15 protein-coding genes are annotated in these 21,373 nt (G+C 74.0%); 8 read left to right on the forward strand and 7 right to left on the reverse strand.

Annotated features, from left to right (window positions below; all coding sequences use genetic code 11):
- The 4 genes from FMEAI12_RS19580 to FMEAI12_RS19595 form a co-directional block, all read right to left on the reverse strand.
- Positions 1-910: ATP-binding cassette domain-containing protein (locus FMEAI12_RS19580; protein WP_146776735.1), on the reverse strand; the 910-nt coding region annotated here is incomplete at its 3' end.
- Positions 907-1,839 carry an ABC transporter permease gene (locus FMEAI12_RS19585; protein ID WP_112107181.1) on the reverse strand — a complete coding sequence of 311 codons (933 nt, stop codon included), beginning with the start codon at positions 1,837-1,839 and terminating at the stop codon, positions 907-909. The genes FMEAI12_RS19580 and FMEAI12_RS19585, both read right to left, overlap by 4 nt.
- Positions 1,836-2,780 (reverse strand): ABC transporter permease, encoded by a 945-nt coding sequence (locus FMEAI12_RS19590; protein ID WP_235014208.1) that lies wholly within the window; start codon positions 2,778-2,780, stop codon positions 1,836-1,838. The genes FMEAI12_RS19585 and FMEAI12_RS19590 overlap by 4 nt, the downstream gene beginning before the upstream one ends.
- A 38-nt stretch (positions 2,781-2,818) precedes the next feature.
- Entirely contained in the window at positions 2,819-4,390 is a 1,572-nt protein-coding gene (locus FMEAI12_RS19595) for an ABC transporter substrate-binding protein (RefSeq protein WP_112107185.1), read from the reverse strand.
- A gap of 136 nt (positions 4,391-4,526) precedes the next feature.
- Between FMEAI12_RS19595 and FMEAI12_RS19600 the strand changes: the two genes are divergently transcribed.
- The gene (locus tag FMEAI12_RS19600; protein ID WP_160144299.1) at positions 4,527-5,342 is read left to right on the forward strand and encodes a TetR/AcrR family transcriptional regulator; all 816 of its coding nucleotides are present in this window, start codon (positions 4,527-4,529) and stop codon (positions 5,340-5,342) included.
- Between the two features lie 102 nt (positions 5,343-5,444).
- Here FMEAI12_RS19600 and FMEAI12_RS19605 read toward each other — a convergent pair whose 3' ends face one another.
- Together FMEAI12_RS19605 and FMEAI12_RS19610 are read right to left on the reverse strand one after the other, a co-directional pair.
- A complete protein-coding gene (locus FMEAI12_RS19605) occupies positions 5,445-10,967 on the reverse strand; it encodes a type I polyketide synthase (RefSeq protein ID WP_112107189.1) in 5,523 nt (1,840 codons plus the stop codon).
- A gap of 118 nt (positions 10,968-11,085) precedes the next feature.
- Positions 11,086-12,396 (reverse strand): phenylacetate--CoA ligase family protein, encoded by a 1,311-nt coding sequence (locus FMEAI12_RS19610; RefSeq protein ID WP_112107251.1) that lies wholly within the window; start codon positions 12,394-12,396, stop codon positions 11,086-11,088.
- A 317-nt stretch (positions 12,397-12,713) separates the two neighbouring features.
- Here FMEAI12_RS19610 and FMEAI12_RS19615 point away from each other — a divergent pair, with 317 nt between their 5' ends.
- The 7 genes from FMEAI12_RS19615 to FMEAI12_RS19645 are packed head-to-tail and all read left to right on the forward strand — an operon-like array spanning position 12,714 to position 20,856.
- On the forward strand, positions 12,714-13,754 hold the full coding sequence (locus FMEAI12_RS19615; protein WP_112107191.1) for a ketoacyl-ACP synthase III family protein: 1,041 nt from the start codon (positions 12,714-12,716) through the stop codon (positions 13,752-13,754).
- On the forward strand, positions 13,754-15,406 hold the full coding sequence (locus tag FMEAI12_RS19620; RefSeq protein WP_112107193.1) for a (2,3-dihydroxybenzoyl)adenylate synthase: 1,653 nt from the start codon (positions 13,754-13,756) through the stop codon (positions 15,404-15,406). Before FMEAI12_RS19615 ends, FMEAI12_RS19620 begins: the two co-directional genes overlap by 1 nt.
- The gene (locus FMEAI12_RS19625; RefSeq protein ID WP_112107195.1) at positions 15,403-15,675 is read left to right on the forward strand and encodes a phosphopantetheine-binding protein; all 273 of its coding nucleotides are present in this window, start codon (positions 15,403-15,405) and stop codon (positions 15,673-15,675) included. Before FMEAI12_RS19620 ends, FMEAI12_RS19625 begins: the two co-directional genes overlap by 4 nt.
- Entirely contained in the window at positions 15,672-17,153 is a 1,482-nt protein-coding gene (locus tag FMEAI12_RS19630) for an amidohydrolase family protein (protein ID WP_112107197.1), read from the forward strand. Before FMEAI12_RS19625 ends, FMEAI12_RS19630 begins: the two co-directional genes overlap by 4 nt.
- Positions 17,150-18,013, forward strand: coding sequence for a 2,3-dihydro-2,3-dihydroxybenzoate dehydrogenase (locus tag FMEAI12_RS19635; RefSeq protein WP_112107199.1), 864 nt, complete (start codon positions 17,150-17,152; stop codon positions 18,011-18,013). Before FMEAI12_RS19630 ends, FMEAI12_RS19635 begins: the two co-directional genes overlap by 4 nt.
- 57 nt (positions 18,014-18,070) lie before the next feature.
- Positions 18,071-18,817: an isochorismatase family protein gene (locus FMEAI12_RS19640; protein ID WP_071062928.1), complete on the forward strand. Its 747-nt coding sequence runs from the start codon at positions 18,071-18,073 to the stop codon at positions 18,815-18,817.
- Entirely contained in the window at positions 18,814-20,856 is a 2,043-nt protein-coding gene (locus FMEAI12_RS19645) for an anthranilate synthase family protein (RefSeq protein WP_112107201.1), read from the forward strand. Before FMEAI12_RS19640 ends, FMEAI12_RS19645 begins: the two co-directional genes overlap by 4 nt.
- Positions 20,857-20,930: 74 nt before the next feature.
- Here FMEAI12_RS19645 and FMEAI12_RS19650 read toward each other — a convergent pair whose 3' ends face one another.
- Entirely contained in the window at positions 20,931-21,329 is a 399-nt protein-coding gene (locus FMEAI12_RS19650) for a helix-turn-helix domain-containing protein (RefSeq protein WP_198541287.1), read from the reverse strand.
- Between the last annotated feature and the right edge of the window lie 44 nt (positions 21,330-21,373).

Consider the following 21,373-nt stretch of genomic DNA (forward strand, 5'->3'; position numbering starts at 1 on the left):
GCTCGGCCCCGGCCGCCCGTGGCGACGCCTGTGCCGGTGGCTGCTGTGCCGGTGCTGGTGCCGGTGCGTGGCTCAGCCGCCGGCTGGCGGCACTCAGCGCCCGGGTCGGGCCGGTGCGCGGCCGGTCGAGGACGTCGCGGGGCGCTCCCCGCTCCACGATCCGCCCGGCGTCCAGCACGACGAGCTCGGGCACGCCCGGCAGCTCGGCCACAGCCGCCAGGTCATGGCTGACCAGCACGAGCGAGAACGAACGCACCGCCCGCCGCTGCTCGATCAGGGCCAGCAGGGCGGCCGCCTGGTCGGGGTCCACGTTCGCCGTCGGCTCGTCGAGGACCAGCACGTCCGGCTCGCCGGTCAGCGCGAGCGCGAGCAGCAGCCGCTGGCGCTGCCCGCCGGAGAGCTGGTGGGGATACCGCGCGAGGAAGGCCCGATCGTCGGGCAGCCCGACCGCGCGCAACGCCGCGGCGGCCCTCGCCCGCACGTCCGCCCCCCGGCCGCCGACGAGGCGGATCATCTCCGTCAGCAGCGCCGAGACGCGCATGGTCGGGGTGAGCGAGGCCGCCGGATCCTGCGGCAGGTAGCGCACCCGGCGGCGGCGCAGCTCCCGCGCGCGGGACGCGCGCGGGACGAACACGTCGACCCCGCCGATCGTCACGCCGCCCGACGTCCGGGTCAGGCCCGGCCCGAGGTGGCCCAGCAGGGCGAGCGCGAACGTCGTCTTGCCCGCGCCGGAGGTGCCGATGACCGCGAGGGTCCCACCGGCAGGCAGGTCACAGGAGGCGCCGTCGAGGACCGCGCGCCCGCCGGCCGCGGCGACGCTCAGGTCGGCCACGACGACGTCCGCGGCGGGCTCCTCGGGGCCCTCGGGGGCCTTGCCGACGTCCGGTGCGCCGGCCGTTCTGGTGGTCATTCCCGGTTCGTCCCGTCGGAGTGGGCGACCAGCCAGTCGCTGATCAGGTTCGTGCCCACCGCCAGCAGCGTGATCGCGAGGGCCGGGGCCAGCACGCACCAGGGCGCGACCGTGATGCCCCCGCCGTTCTCGTTGATCATCTGGCCCCAGTCCGGAGTGGGCGGCTGGGGGCCGAAGCCCAGGAACCCGGCCGCGCTGATGATGATGATGGCCTCGACCATCCGCGTGCCGGCGTCCGCGAAGATGATCGTCCGGAGGTTGGGAAGCAGGTCGCGGACGAGGATCTGGCGGGTCGGTGTCCCGCACAGGACCGCCGCCTCGACGTAGGGCTCCGTGACGAGCGCGCGGGTCGCCGCGTAGATGACCCGCGCGGTGGGCGGCGTGAGGACGACGACGATCGCGGCGAAGGCGGCGAGGCCACCCACGCCCAGCGCGCTCGCCGCCGCGGCCAGGACCAGCACCGCGGGGACGGCGAGGATGACGTCGAACACCGCCAGCACGGCCCGCGCGCCGCCCCGGCCGAGCCAGCCCGCGAGCAGGCCCGTGCTGACGGCGATCAGCTGGGCGGAGGCGACCGCGAGGACCGTGATGAGCAGCAGGCTCCGGCCGCCGACGAGCATGCGGGAGAGCACGTCCCGGCCCAGCAGGTCGGTCCCGAGCGGGTGCGCCCCGCTCGGCCCGGCGAGCGGGCCGGAGACGCTGGCGGTCGTCGGGTAGGGGTGGACGAAGACACCGACGAGAGTCGTCAGCACCGGTACGCCGAGGACGAGCAGACCGATCACCAGTCCGGTGCGTCCGCGCAGGTGCTGGCGTCCAGGGAGCCCACGGCCGCCGCGGCCACCCGGCTCTGACGCGGCCCCGGTCGCTTCGCCGGGCAGGGCGGTCTCGGTCGCCGGCCCGGTGCCGGACGCGGCGGAGGGCCCGCTCACGTGGCCGTCCGGGCGCGGGGGAGCAGGAGCCGGACGGCGCCGTCGGCGAGGGCGCTCACCGTGACCACGAACGCGGCGACCACGATCGTCACCGCCTGGATGACCGGGACGTCCCGCTGGGAGACGGCGGTCTGCAGCGTATTTCCCACCCCCGGGTAGCCGAACACGATCTCGACGACGACGACGTTCGTGACCATCGCGATCATGGTCAGTGCCCCGGCCTGGCACAGCACGGGCAGCGCCGCCGGAAGGATGTGCCGGGCGACGACCCGCCGGCGCGGGATGCCGCGCAGGCGGGCGGCGAGCGCCCAGGGCATCGCGGCGGCGTCGAGCACGCTGGCGCGGACCAGACGCGTCACGTAGGCGAAGGAACTTAGCGTCAGCGCGGCCGCGGGCAGGACCAGCAGCCGTGGCTGGAGGATGGCCGGGCGGGTGGGATCGACCAGCGCGAGCGCGGGCAGCCAACGCAGGTCGACGGCGAACAGCAGCACGAGCAGGGAACCGGTGACGAAGGCCGGAACGGCCGACACCGTCAGCGAGAACAGGAGCAGCAGCCGGTCCACGGCCCCGCCGGGCCGCAGGCCCGCGGTCACGCCGGCCAGTGTGCCGGTCACCAGCACGGCGGCGAGGGCGGCGGCCGCCAGCGTCAGACTGTTCACCATCGGCCGCGACAGCAGGGTGGCCACCGGCAGGTCGTTCACCTGCGACCGGCCCAGGTCGCCGTGCGCCAGCCCGGAGATCCACCGCAGGTACCGCTCCCAGACCGGGTGGTCGAGCCCCAGCCGGACATGCTCCGCGTGGAGCCGCTGTTCCGTGGCGTAGGGGCCCAGGCGGGCGCGCACGTTGTCACCGGGCAGCGCGGACGTCGCGGCGAAGGTCACGACGGACACCCCGAGGATGACGGCGAAGGCACCGGCCAGCCGCCGGAAGGGCGACGGCACGCGGCCGGCCAGCGCACGCGGCCCGGCAGGCGGAGTGCTCACCCCGTGCGATGGATGAAGATCAGGTCCGGGATGCCGAAGTTGGGGCTGGAGTCGACCCCCCCGACGGACGGCGCCGTGGCGACGAGTCTCGGCGCGAAGCCCCACACGAGGTCGGAGCCGGAGTCCCAGAGCTGCTTCTGCAGGCCGTCGAACGTCGTTCGCCGCTTCGCGGCGTCGAGCTCGCCCACTCCGTCGGCGAACCCGGCGTCCCAGTCGGGCTTGCGCCAGCCGAAGTTGAACGGGCCGTCGGACAGGTAGACCAGCGGGGCCATGTCGGTGAACGCGCCGACCTGGGCGAACGCCACGCCCGACGCCTTCGCCCACTCCTCGGGCTGCGCGAAGTAGACGTCCGGCGGGATGACCTCGACCTTGATGTCGAAGCCGACCTCGCGAGCCTGGTCGGCGAGGAGCTGGGTCGCCTCGACGAGACCCGGGCCGATGGGCGAGGTCAGGAGGGTGGCCTTGACCGGGGTGGGCACCCCGGCCTCCCGCAGGAGCGACTTCGCCTTCGCCGGGTCGTGCGGCCGCTGCGCGATCGAGCCGTTGTAGTTCGGCAGGCCCTTGCCCCACAGGTCGTTGCCGACGGAGCCGAATCCGAACAGCGTGGTCTCGACGAGTTTCTCGCGGTCCACCGCGTACCGCAGGGCCTGCCGGACGCGCTCGTCGTCGAACGGCGGCGCCGCCATGTTCAGGAACCAGGCGAGGCCCTGCTCGGCCGCGCCGCGGTGGATGGTGACCCCGCGGTCCTCCCGCAGGGTCGAAGCGTCCAGGTAGGCGACGTCGTCGGCCCAGTCCACCTGGCCCGACCGCAGCGCGGACAGCCGCGACTTCGCGTCCGGCGCGGCCACCAGCTCGATCTCGTCCAGGTAGCCCCGGGTGTCGCCGTCCCAGTAGTCGGCGCGCCGGCGCAGGACCGTGCGCTGGCCGGGCACGAACGAGGCGATCTCGTACGGGCCGCTGCCGACCACGTCGCCGAGCTGGGACGCCGGTCTGCCACCCGGCATGATCACCAGGACGACGCCGCTGACTCGGGCCGGCAGGTCGTACACGGGGGCGGTCAGCGCGATGGTCGCGGTGCGTGCGTCCGTCGCCTTGCTCGCCTTCAGATCGATCGCGGCGATCGCGGCGCCGCTCTCGGTGCCGGCGAACGTCGCGAAGCTGGCCAGCACGTCGGCCGTCGTCAACGGCTTGCCGTCGGAGAAGGTGATCCCCGGCTTCAGCTTGAGCGTCCAGACGGTCGCGTCGGCGTTGGGCGTCAGGCTCTCGAACAGGCGCGGGGTGACCGAGCCGTCCGGGTGGGCGTCGCCGAGGCGCTCGTACACCGCCAGGCCGCGCACCGAGCCCAGGACGTCGTGCCCTTTCACGATGTCCAGGGTGTCGGCCGGGCTGCTCGCGAACGCGGCCCGCAGTTTCCCGCCGCGGCGCGGGGCCGCCGCCCCCGCCGCGCCCGTGGCTGGCACGGCGGGATCGTCGTCGCCGCAGGCCGCGAGCAGTGCCGGCGCCGTGAGGGCGCCGACGGCGAGCAGGCCGGCGCGCCCGAACGCGCGACGGTTGAGAGCAACGTTCATCGAGGTCTTCTCCTGGGGGCCCGTGCCACCCAACCAGCGGGCAGCTAAGGGTAACCTTATGCATAGACCATTCGCTTAAGGAAGACCTTAGTTGCATCTGACCTGGGTTGACGGGTCGGCATGCGACGATGGTCCGGTGTGGGCACAGGGTGAAGACGGCGACACGGCGGGCACCGCGGAGTCCGGTGCGGAGTCCGGTGCCGAGCCCCCTGCCCGGACGGAGCCGGCGACGCGGCCGTCCGGGGTGCTCGGCCGCTACGGCCACCGGCGGCCGCGGCGGGGTCTCACCCCGCAGGTGGTTGTCGACGCCGCCCTGCGGGTCGTCGCCCGCGACGGCCTGGACGGGCTCACCATGCGGGCCGTCGCGGCGGAACTGAACACCGCGACGACCTCGCTGTACCGGCACATCGCCGACCGGGACGCGCTGCTGACCGCGATGCTCGCGAGCGTCGCGTCCGGCCTGCCGGTCACCGTGTCGGGCCGGACACCCCTGGAGCGGGTCGCGGCCCGGCTGATCGGGGCGCACGACCTGCTGGCCGACTGGCCCTGGGTGCCCTTTGTGCTGGTCACCGGGCAGTATGTCGCCGCGGAGTCGCTCGCCTTCGACGAGGCGAACCTGGCCGATCTGCTCGCGGCCGGGCTCGACATGCCCGCCGCCGCGCTCGCCTACCGCAGCTGCTGGCACCTGCTGGTGGGCGAGCTGCTGGACCAGCACGCCGCGCCGGCCGCCGCCGCGGCCCGACGTCTGCGGCGGGCCGCGATACCGGTGGCCGACCTGCCCGTCCTGGCCCAGGCAGGCCCCTTGCTGACCGACGCGGGGGGCGACTCGTTCGCCCACGGCGTCGCGCTGCTGCTGCGAGCCGTGGTCACCGGAGCCGGAGTCGGGGCTGGGCCCGGAGCCGGGCCCCTCCGACCCCTTCCAAGTCCGGGCGCCCGACCCCCGGGGCCCTGAAGCCCGGAATCCGAGGCCCGGAGAGCCAAGTCGGCCCCCTGCCAGGCCGGGCGCGCCGGTCCGCCCGGCCGCTGAACTGGGCGGGCGGCCCGGCGCGGCCCCTCAGCCTCCGCCCACCAGGTGCGGCAGGGCCGGATCACCGGCGTCGCCGAGGATCGACGCCAGATGGCCGGCTATCGCGACCACCGTGGGATGGTTCCACAGCAGCGTCGCGGGCAGGGCGAGGCCGAACTCGCGTTCCAGCGCGATGCGCACGGAGGCGGCGAGCAGCGAGTCGACCCCCGCCTCGGTGAGCGGCTGGTGCGGGTCGAGGCTGGTCACGTCCGTGCCGAGGACGGCCGCGACCCGGCCACCGACCACGCCCAGCAGGTGGTCGGCCAGCTCGTTGCCCCGCAGGCCGATCCAGTCCGGCACGTCGGCCGGTGCCGCCGCGTCGGTGGTCGCCAGCTCGGACAGCAGCGCCGGCCGGGGCCCGGTGTGCCCGCGGGCGAGCCCGAGCACCGCGACCAGCGGTGCGCTCGGCGCACCGGCCCTGGCCGCCGCCGACGTTACCGACGCTGACGCTGACGCTGACGATGCGGCGGCGGCGGTCTGGTCGAACGCGCGCAACGCCTCGTCCGGTGAGATCGGCGTCGTGCCGCGGGCGGCGAGTTCCATGTCCGTGGTGTCGCCCGAGGTCGCCATCCCCAGGCCCTGCCAGCTCGTCCACGCGATGCTCACCGACTCGCGGTGACCGGCGGTCCGCCGGTGCGCGGCGAGGACGTCCAGGAAGGTGTTCGCGGCCGCGTAGGCGCCCTGACCCGGCAGCCCGAGCAGCGGGCCGGCGGAGGAGAACAGCACGAAGAAGTCGGTGCTGCCCGGCGGGAACAGCTGGTGCAGCACCCACGCCCCGTCCACCTTCGGCGCGAGCACCTCGCGCAGCCGCCCGTCGTCGAGGCGGCGCAGCAGCTCGCCGTGCACCACGCCGGCGGCGTGCACGACGCCCCGGACGGGGGGCAGGTGCGCGACGTCGAGCGCCGCGCGCATCGCCGCCAGGTCGGTGACGTCGGCCGCGACCGTGTGGACGGTGACCCCGGCGGCCTCCAGCCGCCGGAGGGACGCGGCTCGCGGATCCTCATCTGTCCAGCTCGCCCGCGCTGGCATGGGCTTCCGGCCGAGCAGGACGACCCGGCGGGCCCCGCGTGCGGCCAGGTGCTCGGCGACGACGAGGCCGAGCACCCCCAGGCCCCCAGTGATCAGATACGTGCTGTCGGCGCGGCAGGTGAACGCCTCGGCCGGGCCCAGGGGCACGGGTACCAGCCGCGGCACCAGGACCCTCGGCGTGGGGTCGGTGGGGTCGGCGCCGCCCGGCGCGGGAGCCGGCCCGACGGCGACCAGGGGCTCGGCGGGAGGCGTCGCGAACAGGTCCACGACTGTATCGGCGTCCCACCGGCCTGCGGGGACGTCGACGACGGCTCCCCAGAGCTCGGGATGCTCGGTGGCGACCACCCGGCCGAGTCCCCAGAGGGGTGAGTGCGCGAGGGCCTGCGGCCCGCCAGCCTCGCGGACACCCCGGGTCAGGCACCACAGCCGCGGGCGGGGCTCGGGGAGCGCGGCGACGCGCTGGACGAGGGCGGTGAACGCCGACGCGCAGTCGGCCGCCGGCGGCGCCACCACCGACGGCGCACCTGCCGGGGTAACGGTCGTACCGCCCGCGTCAGGCCCGGCACCGAAGGCGTTCCCGCCCGCCGCGCGCCCGCCGGCCGGCGCGGCCCACGGCGCGAACACCACGTGCGCCGCCGTGGCCACGGCGTCCGGATCGTCGTCGACGACGGCTCCACGCGCTGCGCAGGCCGGCGTGAACTCGCGCGCCACCTGGTGTGATCCGAGCACGAGGATCGTCTGGCCGGCCAGCGGATCCGCGGATGCCGGCTCGGCGGAAACCGGCCCCGCGGTCGGCAGCCAGCTCATCTCGAAGCGGTCCGTGCCGCCGCGGCCGTCCAGGTCACCGTCCAGCTCGCCGTAGCGCAGCCCGCGCAGCGCCGCCTCCGATCCGGAGCCCGGCCCGGCGCCGGCGACATCGCCGTAACCGTGGACCGTGACGTGCACGGTGTTCTTCTGCTCGGCGTCCAGCCATACCGCGACGCGCGCGGTGGCCGGTGGCGGCCCGGCCACCTGGACATGGTCGATCCGCGCGGGCATCCGCAGGACGGCGGGCCCGGGGAAGATCACGGACGCGGCCGACAGCGCGGCGTCGAGCACCGCGGCCCAGCTGCGGGTCGCCTCCGTCGTCACGACGGCGGACATCGACCGCGGGCCCCGGCGGAGCTCGGTGACCGTCCACGGGTAGCCCATGTCCGCGACCCCGAGCTCGGCCAGCCTGGTCACGACGTGATCGTCGGGCAGGGTCTCGTCCTGCGCCTCGGGTTCCTCACCCGGGACCGGCGATGCGGAGCCGCCCGCCGGCAGCGCCGTGGTGTGGGTCGACCAGCCGGCGGAAGGGCCGGCCAGCGGGCGGGTCACCAGCCGTAGGCCGGCCTCGTCGTGGACGACCCGCAGCTCGATCGGCTCGCCTTCCTCCGGCACCACGACCGGCTGGCGCAGCGCGACCTGGCGGAGCTCCTCGGTGCCGGCGGCGGTGAGAAAGGTGTTCAACAGGACGGCCGCCGGCACGATCTCCGTCCCGAGTACCGGATGGGTGCGCGGGTGGGGCCGGGTGCGGAAGTCCAGCGTGGTCCGCCACATCCGCTGCCGCGCGTTGGGCACGGCGAGGTCGGCGCCGAGCAGGGTGTCGGCGGGGAACTCGGTGCCCGCCGCCCCGTCCACCCAGTGGCGGGTGTGCCGCCAGGCGGTGGTGGGCAGGTCCACGGCGGGCCCGTCCGGGGCCGCCGGCCAGTTCACGCTCACACCGTTGCAGTGCAGGGACGCGAGCGCGGTGAGCAGCGTCCGGCGCTGGGGCTTGTAGCGGCGCAGGCTCGGTACCACGACGCCGCCGGTGTCCGCCGGTGTCCCGGCACCGGCCGCGGCGAGCGTCTCGGTGATCGAATGACTGACCACCGGGTGCGCCGACACCTCGAGGAACACCCGGTGGCCGTCGTCGTACGCCGCGGCGACGGCCTCCCGGAAGCGGACGGGGTTGCGCAGGTTCGCGGCCCAGTAGACGGCGTCCAGGCGGGGCCGTGACCGCGGGTCGTTCACCGCGGTCGCGTAGAGCGGCACGGCCACGGCACGGGGCCGCAGCTCCGCGGCGGCCACGGCGAGGTCCGGGCACAGCGGGTCCATCTGGGGGCTGTGGAACGCCACGTCCGAGTCGATCCGGCGGACGGTCCAGCCCGCGTCGGCGGCCCGTGCGGCGACGCGGTCGACCACCGGGATGTCCCCGGATACCACTGTCGACGCCGGGGCGGCGGAGATCGCGGCGACGGCCCCGGCGGCGTCCGCTCCCATGTCCGCCAGCCAGGACTCGACCTCGTCGAACGACCGGTCGACCATCACCATGGCGCCACGCCCGGCGACCCGGCGCAGCAGCATCGACCGCCGGCACACCAGCGTCGCGCCCTCGGTCTCGGTCAGCGCCCCCGCGGCGACCGACGCGGCGATCTCACCGACCGAGTGGCCGATCACCGCCCGCGGCACCAGGCCGTACGCCCGCCAGACGGCCGACAGCCCGACCTGCATCGCGAACAGCATCGCCTGGATGACGTCCACCGAGCCCAGGTCTCCGGACTCCAGCACCTCCCGCGGGCGGACTCCCAGCTCGGCGGCGAAGACCGGGTCGATCCGGTCGATCGCGGCGGCGAAGGCCGGCTCGTCGGTGAGCAGCTCCCGCCCCATGCCCGACCACTGCGCGCCGTGCCCGGAGAACACCCACACGGCGCCGGGCGCCTTGCGGTGCGCGTGCGCGGCCGGGCCCGCGGGCAGGCCGGCGCGCGCGGCGGTGCCGGTGACGACGGCGGGATCCGCCCGTCCCTCGGCGAGGGCGGCCAGACCCGCCGACAGCTCGGCCCGGTCCTCGGCGACGACCACCGCCCGCGCGCTGAGGTGGGAGCGGCGGGTGGCCAGGGTGTCCGCGACGGCAGCGAGGTCGGCGCGGGCGATCCCGGCGCGCGCTCCGCCCGGGCGGCCGTGGCCGTTTCCGACGCTGGGGCCGGGGCCGCCGGGGTTGAGCGCGGCCGCCAGACGGGCGGCCTGGGCGGCGAGACCCGCCTGGCTTGTCGACGACAGCGGGTAGAGGCGGAGATCGGATGCCGCCGTCCGTTCCGGGCCGCCGCGCCGCCCGGCCTGACCGGCCGACGCGGGCCGCGGCGGGGCCTCCTCGAGGACGACGTGGGCGATGGTGCCGCCGTAGCCGTAGCTCGCCACCCCTGCTCGGCGCGGATGACCGCTGGCCGGCCACGGAGTCGTCTCGGTCACCAGACGCAGGCCGCTGGCCTCCCAGGGGATGTCGGGCCGGGGGCCGGTCACCGTGCGGGTCGGCGGAAGGACGCCGCGGCTCAGCGCCAGCGCTGTCTTGATCACGCCGGCGATACCGGCGGCGGCCTCGGTGTGCCCGATGTTGGTCTTCACCGAGCCGATCAGGCACGGGCGCGGTATCCGTCCGCCGTCGCCGTCGCCCTCGTGGTGATCGGCGGTGCGGTTGCCGACGACGGCCGCCAGCGCGGCCGCCTCGATCGGGTCACCGACCCGGGTTCCGGTCCCGTGTGCCTCGACGTAATCCACCTCGGCCGGCGAGACGCCCGCGTCGGAGTAGGCCCGTCGCATCAGGTGCGCCTGGGCCTCGCTGCTCGGCGCCATGATGCCGTCGGTGCGGCCGTCCTGGTGGACGGCGCTGCCGCGCAGCACGGCGATGATCCGGTCACCCGAGCGCAGCGCGTCGGAGAGGCGGCGCAGCACCACGATCCCGCAGCCCTCGCCCCGCCCGTAGCCGTTCGCCGCGGCGTCGAAGGCCTTGGACCGGCCGTCCGGGGAGATCGCCCCGGCCCGGTCCAGCACCGTGGTCAGGCCGGGGCCCGCCATCAGCATCACGCCACCGGCGAGCGCGACCGGCACCTCGCCGCGCAGCAGGCTCAGGCGTGCCTGGTGCAGCGCGACCAGCGACGAGGAACAGGCGGTGTCGACCACGACGCTCGCGCCGCGCAGGTCGAGCGTGTAGGAGATCCGGTTCGCCACCGCGCACAGCGACGCCCCGATGCCGGTCCAGGCCTGGACGCCGGGCAGGTCCTCCAGCAGCCTGCGGCCGTAGTCGTCGGTGCCGACCCCCAGGAAGACCCCGGTGTCGGTGCCGGCGAGGTTGGTCGGCGGGATCCCGGCGTGCTCCAGCGCCTCCCAGGCGACCTCCAGCGCCATCCGCTGCTGGGGGTCGAGCTGGCGGGCCTCGGTCGGCGAGATCCCGAAGAAGGCGGCGTCGAAACCGGCGATGTCGTCGATGAAGGCACCGCGGTCGATGACGCGGGACAGCACCGCGGCCTCCTCCCGCGAGCGGCCGCGGTAGGCGTCCCAGCGGCCGGCCGGCACGGGGCCGGCGGCCGTCCGGCCGGCGAGGAGGAACTCCCAGAACGACCGCGGGCTGTCGATGCCTCCGGCGAACCGGCAGCCGATGCCGATGATCGCCACCCGGTCGTCGGGGGGCGGGCTGAACCTGCTCATGTGTCACCGCGGCGGGTCGGGCGCCACACGTCCTGGGCGGCGCGGAAGGGGGAGATGGTGGGAACGCCGGGGGAGGTCACCGGCCACAGCGGCACGCGGCCGCGGGCGACTACGGCGGTCACTGGTACATGACCGCCTTGCTCCACTCCTCGCCCGGCCCGAACAGATAGCGGGCCTTGAGGATGTCCCGCTGCTCCCGCAGCGCGTGGGCCGGGACGATCGTGCCCGGCGACAGGCCGGTGACCTGGTGCGGAACTCCCAGCTCCCGGTCGATCGCCGCGCGCAGCTCCTTGACCGCGCGTTCGCGGGCCTCGTCCGCCACCTCGATCTCCACCCGCAGCACGTCGGGCTCGGCGGCCGCGCGCCAGAACATCACCTCGCACGCGGCGGGAAGCCGGAAGACCAGTTCCTCGACCTGCTGCTGGGTGATGGGGGTGGAACCGACGTGATAGGCGAACGCCGCCCGGCCGAGCACCCGCACGGTCGGGAGCGGCCAGCCGCACGGGCAGGGCCGCGCGGAGACCTCGACCTCGTCGGCGAGGTTGTACCGCAGCAGCGGCATCGCCTCCCGGAACAGCGGGGTCACGACCAGCTGGCCGCGCCCGGTCGAGCTGAGAGTCCCCGTCTCCGGCGACCAGACTTCGAAGATCGCCCGGTCCGCCCACAGGTGCATCGCCCCGGACGGGCACTGGCCGGCCATGGTGCCGGTCTCGGTCGAGCCGTACTCCTCGATCACCGGGATGCCGCCCCAGATCTCGCTGATGCGCTGGCGCCGCGCGGCGGTGAGCGGCTCGGCCGCGACGAACATCGCCCGCAGCGCCGGGAAGTCCCGCTCCGGCCGCAGCCCCGCGGCCCGGGCGGCGGCCGCCAGCAGCAGCGCCTCGGTCGGATTGGACCAGGTCAGCGTGACCTCCAGGTCATGCACCACCCGGACGATGCGGGACAACGGGGTGGCCATCGACCGCGAGTCGCCGGGCACGACCGTGGCGCCGCACAGCCGGCCGGCGGCGTGCGCTAGATGGCCGGTGATGAGCAGCGCGTACGGGGTGCGGACCAGGAAGGTGTCCGACGAGCTCATGCCGATCCACTTGCGGGCGTACCGTTCCGCCAGGTCGGTCCAGTCCTTCTCGGTGTAGTAGGACGCGGTCGGGTCGCCGGCCGTGCCGCTCGACTCGTGGTACGTCGCGAGCTCCGTGCGCGCAACGGCGAGCATGCCGAACGGGTAGGCGTCGCGCAGGTCCTGTTTGGTGGTGAGGGCGAGGCCCGCGAAGTCGGCCGCGGTCCGCGGCGGCTCACCGCCGGCGTACCGGGCCGCGTAGAAAGGCGAGCGCAGCGCGGTGGCCAGGACTCGGGGCAGTTCGGCGCGTTGCAGGGCGGCAAGTTCGTCCGGGTTGGGCCAGCTGGTTGCGTCAGGACGCGTCCACGGCATCGGGACTCCCGTTCGGGTGAGGTTCGTTGCGAGGTGCGTGTCAGATGGACCGACGACGTCCAGCAGCACAGCACCGGAACCTGCTCCGGATCGTGAGTAGCCGGCACTCAATTCGGTCGTCAGTAGCGGGCCGGGAGTGCTGCGAGGAACCTGCCGATGACGGCCGGAAAAGGGTTCCGGAAGCTGGGTCCACCGAGAATCTTTGAGTAGTGACTACTCACGAGATCGGAATACGCGTCGTGTTCTTCTTTTCTTCGCGGCCGGCTGGCGGCAGCCGGAGGAGACCCAGTTGATTCACGTGGAGGAGATATCCAACGATGAGGACCGCGAATCTGTATCTCGCCGGGATCGGCAGCCATCTGCCGCCCCTGGAACCGGTCGAGCGGGCCGTCGCCGAGGGCCGTTACGATTCCGCCGCCGCGAAGGCGTCCGGGATGCGCTCCGTGGCGGTCAGTGACTCGACTCCGGCCCCGGAGATGGCCATCGAGTCGGCCCGGGCGGCGCTGGCCGGCTCCCGGCACACCGCGGACGACATAGGCGTGCTGTTCCACAGCTACACCCATCACCAGGGCCCGGACGGCTGGTCGGCGGTGCACTACATCCTGCGCAACACGGTCGACCGGCCGGTGCCCGCGGTCGAGGTGCGCCAGGGCTGCCTCGGGATGATCGCCGGCGTGGAGGCGGCCGCGAACCGGCTCGTCGCCAACCCGACCCACGACGCGGCGCTGGTCACCACCGGCGACAACTTCTCCACGCCGCTGGTCGACCGCTGGCGTGGCTCGGGCCTGTTCCTGCTGGCCGACGCCGGGTCGGCGGTGGTCGTGTCGCGCCGGGCCGGATTCGCCGAGCTGCTCGCCGTCGGGTCGTTGTCGGATTCGTCGATGGAGATCCTGCATCGGGCCGGCGAGGATCTCTTTCCGCCGGGAATCACCCGGGGCCGCGGGCTGAACTTCGCCGAGCGGGCCGAGAAGGTGCGCGAGCAGTGGGCGGCCGGCCAGGCGCCCCCCATCAAGAATTTCGGCGACCGGGTAGCCGAGATAGCCGAGCGCACGCTGAAGGAGGCCGGGCTCACCCTTGAGCAGGTGAGCCGGGTCTGCCATGTCGGTTTCGGCCGGCCCGCGCTGGAGGCCATGTTCCTCGTCCCGCTCGGCCTGCCCGCCGACAAGGACACCTGGGACTACGTGAACACCATCGGCCACACCGGCGCCGCCGACCTGTTCCTCGGCCTGGAGCACCTGTGGCGCACCGGTCAGGTCGGCCCGGGCGACAACGTGCTGCTGATCGGCGCCAGCACGGGGATGGAAGCCGGGGCGGCCGTCGTCCGGATCACCGTGACGCCGGCGGAGTGGGAGGTCTGATGCTGCCCGGTTGCACCTCATGGCCGGCGGAGGTCGCTCGCGGCTACCGGGAGAAGGGCATCTGGCGGGGACAGACGATGGGCGCGATGCTGGCCGAGCTCGCCGGCCGCCACCGTGACCGCACGGCGCTGGTCCACCACGACCGCCGGATCAGCTACGCCGAGCTGGACGCCTGGGCCGACCGGCTGGCCGCCGGGTTCGCCGCGCACGGCGTCGCGCGCGGCGAGCGCGTCGTGGTGCAGCTGCCGAACACCCCGGAGTTCATCGCGATCGTGTTCGGGCTGTCCCGGATCGGCGCGATCCCGGTGTTCTCCCTGGTCGCGCACCGGGCGACCGAGCTGACCCACCTGGTGCGGCTGTCCGGCGCCACCGGGTACATGGTGCCCGAGACCTACCGCCGGTTCGACCACCTGGCCCTGGCCCGCCAGGTCCAGGCGGAGACCGACACGTTGCGGACGCTGTTCGTGTTCGGTGACCGTGCCGACGGCTTCGTCGCGCTCTCGGACGTCGAGGCCGCCGGCACCGCCGCCCGGGAAGCCGGCACCGCCGCGGGGGAGGCCCTGTCTCCGGAGGCCGACCCGTCCGATGTGGCGTTCTTCCTTCTCTCCGGCGGGACCACGGCGCTGCCGAAGATGATCCCGCGCACCCACGACGACTACGTGTACCAGTCCGAGCTGGCCGCCCAGGTGTGCCAGATGTCCGCCGAGGACGTCTACCTGGCCGTGCTGCCCGTCGAGTTCAACTTCGCCTTCGGCTGCCCGGGTGTGATCGGCACGCTGCAGACCGGCGGGACGGCCGTGCTCGCCGACACCCCGAACCCGCTGGACTGTTTTCCGCTCGTGGAACGGCACGGCGTGACGATGACCGCGATGGTCCCCTCCGTCGTGGCGCTGTGGCTGGAGGCCGCCGAGTGGAACGACGCGGACCTGTCGAGCCTGCGCCTGGTCCAGGTCGGCGGCGCCCGGATGACCCGCGAGTTCACCGCCCGGATCGGGCCGGGCCTGGGCTGCTCACTCCAGCAGGTGTTCGGGATGGCCGAGGGCCTGCTCTGCTTCAGCCACCCCGACGATCCGGCCGACGCGGTGCTCACCACCCAGGGCCGCCCGATCTCGCCCGCGGACGAGATGCTCGTCGTCGGGCCGGACGGCGACCCGCTGCCCAGCGGCGAGATCGGCGAGCTGGTCGCCCGTGGTCCGTACACGCTGCGCGGCTACTACCGGGTGCCGGAGTACAACGCGCGGGCGTTCACCCCGGACGGCTTCTTCCGCACCGGTGATCTCGCCCGGTTGACCCCGGCCGGTGACCTGGTGATCGAGGGCCGGATCAAGGAAATGATCATCCGTGGCGGGGACAAGATCTCCGCCGGGGAGGTCGAGGACCACCTGCTCGCCCACCCCGGCGTCACCGCGGCGGCCGTGACCGCCGTCCCCGACGACCTGCTCGGTGAGCGGATCTGCGCCCACCTGATCGTCGACGGGCCGGCCCCGTCGCTGGCCGAGCTCAAGCGGGCCATGCACGCGCGCGGCGTCGCCGACTACAAGCTGCCCGACGCCGTCCGGTTCGTGACCGAGTTCCCGCTCACCCCGCTCGGGAAGATCGACAAGTTGGCACTGGCCGCGGCGGCCGCGTCCGAACGGAAGGCTGAGGTATGACCGGCATCCCCGTACCGAACGAGGCGGCGCTGCGCGACGTCGTGGCGTCCGCGCTCGGCCTCGCGCCCGCGGATCTCGATCCGGAGGCGAACCTCGTCGTGCTCGGCCTGAGCTCCCTGGAGATCATGCGGCTGGTCGGCACCTGGCGGCGCCGGGGCGTGCCCGCGGACTTCGACCGGCTGGTCGCGGCCCCGACGCTCACCGGCTGGCTGGAGCACTTCGCCGAGCTGGTGCCCGCCGCCGACCCGTCGACGGAGGCGACCCGGTGAGCGCCCTGCTGATCACCGGCGGCACGGTCTACACCGCGGACGACGCCGAGCGCGTCGTGCCGGGCGGCGCCCTGCTGGCCCTGGACGGCGAGATCGTCGCGGTCAGCACCGCGTCCGAGGTCGCGGAACGGGTCGGCGAGCTCACCCCGGACATCCAGGCCGGCCTGGAGACCGTGGACGCCCGCGGGATGCTCGTCCTGCCCGGGCTGGTGAACGCTCACTGGCACGAGATGTTCTCGATGCGGTTCCCGATGCGGGGCGTGCTGCGCCCGCCGTCGGACCGCGAGGACAAGGCCGTCTTCATGGGCGCCGGCGGCGACATCCACCAGATCTCCGGGATGTTCGACTCGTTCGGCCCGATGATCGAGGCGATGACGCCCGACGAGGGCCAGGCGATCGCCGAGTACTCGATGTGGACCCAGCTGCGCGGCGGGGTCACCACCCTGGGCGACATGGGGTCGCTCAACCGGCCCGCATCCATGGTCGCCGCCGCTCAGACGCTCGGCCTCCGCTTCTCCGCCAGCACCTGGGCCTCGGACGCGATCTGTCCGCCGGGCGGCTCGCGCTTCGTGCGCACCCGGGACGCCGACACGGTGCTCAGCGGTGTCGAGTCGCTGCTCAAGACGGTCGGCGCCGACCCGACCGGGCTGCTGCGGGTCCGTCCCAGCATCGCCTACGTGACCAACATGACCGACGAGCTCGGCCGCGGGATGGCGGAGCTCGTCGACGCGAGGGATCTCGGGTTCGCCACGCATGTGGGCGCGCTGCGCAACGAGGTGGAGGTGATGCGGACCTTTCACGGCACCACCGGGGTGCGCCGCCTCGCCGAGCTCGGTCTCGTCAACGACCGACTCATGGCCGCGCACTGCGCGTTCGTGGACGACGACGAGCGGCAGCTCCTGCTCGACGCGGGGGTGCACATCAGCCACTCGCCGGCCAAGTACGGACCGTCCGGTGAGTCGTCGCTGACGGAGACCGCCGTCGTCCCGGCGCTGCGCCGGGACGGGCTGGAGGTGTCGCTGTCGACCGACGGCGCGGCCATGCCGATCGCCGGGATGGCCGAGACGATGCGGGCCGCCTGGCAGATGTACAACGAGATGAGCGCCGACCAGACCGAGGTGCGCGCCAGCGACGCGCTGGCGATGGCCACCCGCATCGCGGCCCGCGGCCTGCGCTGGGAGGGCGTCGGGAGCCTGGCGCCCGGCTACCAGGCCGATGTGGTGCTGGTGCGGGCCGACGACTGGCGGTACGTGCTCAACCCCAGGCCGATCGAGGGCTTCCTGTGGCTCGGCGGGTCCACCGACGTGGACACCGTCATCGTCGCGGGCCGCACGCTGCTGCGCGGCGGGAGGAGCCTCGCCGTCGACGAGCGGGAGCTCGAGGCGCGCTACCTCTCGGCGCTGGCCTCCTTCACCACCCGGGTGGTGAAGGTCCCGGCCGACGTCGTCGACCGCGCGATGCGGCAGGCCGCCCGATGACCACGACGGCGCAGACCAAGACGGCGCAGACCACGACGGCGCAGACCACGACGACGCCGAGGGCGGGGGGCTCCACCGCGCCCGGCGGGCCGTCGTCCGGTGGCGTGACGCTGGTGACCGGGGCCGCGGGCGGGATCGGTGCGTCGGTGGCGCGCGCGCTCGCTGTCGAGGGCACGCCGGTGGCGCTCGTCGACCGCTCCGCCGAGCCGCTGTGGCGGCTCGCCGACGAGCTGGCCGGCGCGGGCCGGCAGGTGCTCGCCGTCGCCGCGGACGTCACCGTCAGCGCCGACGTCGACGCCGCGGTCGCGAAGGTCGAGGCGGAGCTGGGCGCCATCGGCGGGCTCGTCAACGCGGCCGGTGTGCTGCGGACGGGGGCCGTCACCGCGCTCGCCGACGAGGACTGGGAGCAGACGCTCGCGGTGAACGCCGGCGGGGTCTTCCGCGTCTGCCGCGCGGTGGCCCGCCGGATGGTTCCCCGCGGTGCCGGATCGATCGTCACCGTCGCCTCGAACGCGGCGCGCACGCCGCGGACCGGGATGGCGGCGTACGGGGCGTCCAAGGCCGCCGCGACCATGATCACCAAGGTGCTCGGCCTGGAGCTGGCCGGTCACGGAATCCGCTGCAACATCGTCGCCCCCGGTTCGACGCGCACTCCGATGCTCACGGCGCTGGCCGGCGACGCCGCCGAGCGTGCGTCGATCGAGGGCACCGCGGCGACCTTCCGCCTCGGCATTCCCACCGGACGGATCGCCGAGCCCGACCAGATCGCGGACGCGGTGCTCTTCCTGCTCTCCGACCGGGCCGCCCAGATCACCCTGCACGAGCTGACCGTCGACGGCGGAGCCACGCTCGGCGCCTGACCGTCGCACGAAGGCGATCGCCGCGCGGAAACGCGCAGAAAGGAACGGACCGCGGTCATGGGGATCACTCCGATCGAGTCCTATCCGATGCCGACCCCGGCCGACCTGCCCGCGAACATCGCGTCGTGGCGGGTCGAACCCGAGCGTGCCGTCCTGCTCATCCACGACATGCAGCACTACTTCCTCGCACCGTTCGCGCGTGGCGCGCAGCCGCACACCGACCTCGTCCACAACGTGCGCGCGCTGCGTGAGCGGTGCGCACAGCTCGGGATTCCGGTGATGTACTCGGCGCAGCCCGGCGGCATGAGTAGTCGGGACCGCGGGCTCCTGGCGGACTTCTGGGGGCCGGGAATGACCGCACAGGCCCGCGACCGGGGCATTCCCGACGAGCTCGAGCCTGCCCCGGCCGACACCGTGCTCACCAAGTGGCGGGCCAGCGCCTTCCACCGCTCGCCGCTGCTGGAGCTGATGCGCGATGCGGGTCGTGACCAGTTGATCATCTGTGGTGTGTACGCGCACGTCGGAGTGCTGCTCACCGCCGCCGACGCGTTCGCGAACGACATCCAGGCCTTCGTCGTGGCCGACGCGGTGGCCGACTTCACCCCCGAGTTCCACCGGATGGCGCTGGACTACGTCGCCATCCGGTGCGGGGCCGCCGTGGTGGCGGCCGACGTCCTGGGCTGGCTCGGCGCCTCCGGCGCCGCGTCGGCCGCGTCGGCGACGGCGGCCGGGTCGGCCGCTTCGGCCGGGTCGCCGGCGGGCGTGTTCGCCGTGGCGAACGGGGGCGGTGAGGAGCGGAGATGAGCATCCCGTCCCAGCGGAGCGAACCGGCCGGGCTTGCCGAGCTCCTCGACGCGCAGGACGCCCGACCGGAGGCGTTCGCCCTGCTGCACCGGCCCGACAGCGGCCCCGCCGGGCAGGTCGAGCTGTTGCGGGGGACGTTCGCGGAGATCGCCGGCACTGCGGACCTGCCGATCCCGGCCCACGGGCCGCCCGGCACTTACCACACCCTGGCCCTGCTGCCGTACCGGCTGATCGGCGAGCGAGGGTACGAGCATCACGACGACGGCGAGCCGCTGCTCGCGATGACCGTCACCGGCGAGCACCGCATACCGGTCGACGACGTCCTGCGCCACGTCCAGGACTGGCCGATCGACGTCGGCGACGGGTACTTCGACCTGGGTGACGACGAGTACGCCGAGCTGGTCCGCCGGGTGCTCGCCGAGGAGATCGGGTTCGGCGCCGGCGCCAACTTCGTGCTGAAGCGCACGTACATGCTCCAGGTCGACAACTGGTCGGTGCGGACGGCGCTGGCGTTCTACGGCCGGCTGCTCGCCGGCGAACTCGGGGCCTACTGGACGTTCCTGATCCACACCGGCGACCGGACGTTCGTCGGCGCGAGCCCGGAGCGGCACGTCAGCCTCGACGCGGGCACCGCGGTGATGAACCCGATCAGCGGCACGTACCGCTATCCGCCCGGCGGGCCGAGCGTGGCCGGTGTGCTGGAGTTCCTCGCCGACACCAAGGAGACCAACGAGTTGTACATGGTCCTCGACGAGGAGCTCAAGATGATGAGCCGGGTCTGCGACGACGTGCGCGTCGTCGGCCCGGGCCTGAAGGAGATGGCCCATCTCGCGCACACCGAGTACCGGATCGTCGGGCGCAGCTCCCGCGACGTGCGCGAGATCCTGCGGGAGACCCTGTTCGCCCCGACGGTGACGGGTAGCCCGCTGCAGAGCGCCTGCCACGTCATCGCGAAGTTCGAGCCGTCCGCGCGGGGCTACTACGCGGGGGCGGCCGCGTTGATCGGCTGGGACGCACTCGGCGGCCAGCGGCTCGACTCCGCGATCCTGATCCGCACCGCCGACGTCGACAGCACGGGCCGGATGCGGGTCGGGGTCGGCGCCACGCTGGTGCGCGACTCCCACCCGGCGGCGGAGACCGACGAGACCCGCGCCAAGGTGGCCGGCCTCCTGCACGCGCTGCGTCGCCCCGTCGTCCGGCTCGGTCGGTCCTCGCCCTCGAGCGGGCCCGCGGTGGCCGACCAGCCGGTGTCCGTACGGCCGGTGTCCGGGCAGCGGGCGCCACAGGCCACCGCGACAGGGCGGGCACGTGGACCGGCCGCCGGGCCGCGGGCGGCCAGTCCACGTCGCCCCGGTGCCCCCCTCGGCGAGGATCCGGCGGTACGGGCGGCGCTGGCGAGCCGGAACCTCCCGCTGGCGCCGTTCTGGCTGACGCCGGCGCAGACTCGTCCGCGCGACCGGGGCCGCCTGCTGATCGTGGACGCGGAGGACACCTTCACGGCGATGGGGGCGGCTCAGCTGGGCGCCCTCGGATTCGACGTCACGGTCCGCCGCTTCGACGAGCCCTACCAGATCGAGGGGGTCGACCTCGTCGTCCTCGGCCCCGGGCCGGGCGATCCACTGGACGGCGCGGATCCCAAGATCGCCAGCTTGCGGGCTGTCACCAGGAGCCTGCTGAACCTGGATGTGCCCTTCCTGTCGGTGTGCCTGAGCCACCAGGTGCTCTGCGACCTGCTCGGCCTACCGGTAATCCGGATGGCGGTTCCCAACCAGGGCGTGCGGCGGACCGCCGATCTGTTCGGCCAGTTGGAGCCGGTGTACTTCTACAACACCTTCGTCGCGATTCATCCGAGTGACCTGCTCGAGGGCGGGCCGGGAGTCGGACCGGTCGAGGTGGCCCGTGACCTGACCACGGGCGAGGTGCACGCGTTGCGGGGTGCCGGGTTCGCCTCCATGCAGTTCCACGCGGCCTCGGTGATGACCCGCGGCGGCCTGACGCTCATGGACACCCTGGTCACCGGTGTGCTGCGGGACCGGTGACGACGACCCTTCGTGGTGGCTGGTGGCCGGTGGCCGGTGGCTGGCGGTCGGCGGCACCGCCGGCGCCGGCCGGATCACGGTGTGGACGGCGTCGCGCGGGTGACGATCTCGTCGGCGTGCCGGGCGATCCAGGCCACCAGGGGGGCCAGGCGGGTGACCAGGTCGTCTCCGAGACCGGTGAGGCTGTACTCCACGTGTGGCGGGATGACCAGGAGAGCCTCACGGTGGACGAGCCCGTCCTGCTCGAGGGTGCGCAGCGTCTGGGCGAGCATCTTCTCGCTCACGCCCTCGATGGCTCTGCGCAGCTCCCCCCAGCGCAGGGTCCGCCCGGCCAGCGTGAGCAGGACGAGGATCCCCCACCGGCTCGTGACGTGGTCGAGGACCGTCCGGGTCGGACAGTCGCGGGGAAAGAAGCCGTCCGCGAAGAGGGCCCGCAGCCCGCCGAACTGGTCGCTGACCTGGTTACTAACCATGAAGACAGTACCTTACCTGAAGGTGGGTACTATGCGCAGGAAAG

Source organism: Parafrankia sp. Ea1.12, assembly GCF_900465275.1.
Lineage (GTDB): Bacteria > Actinomycetota > Actinomycetes > Frankiales > Frankiaceae > Parafrankia > Parafrankia soli.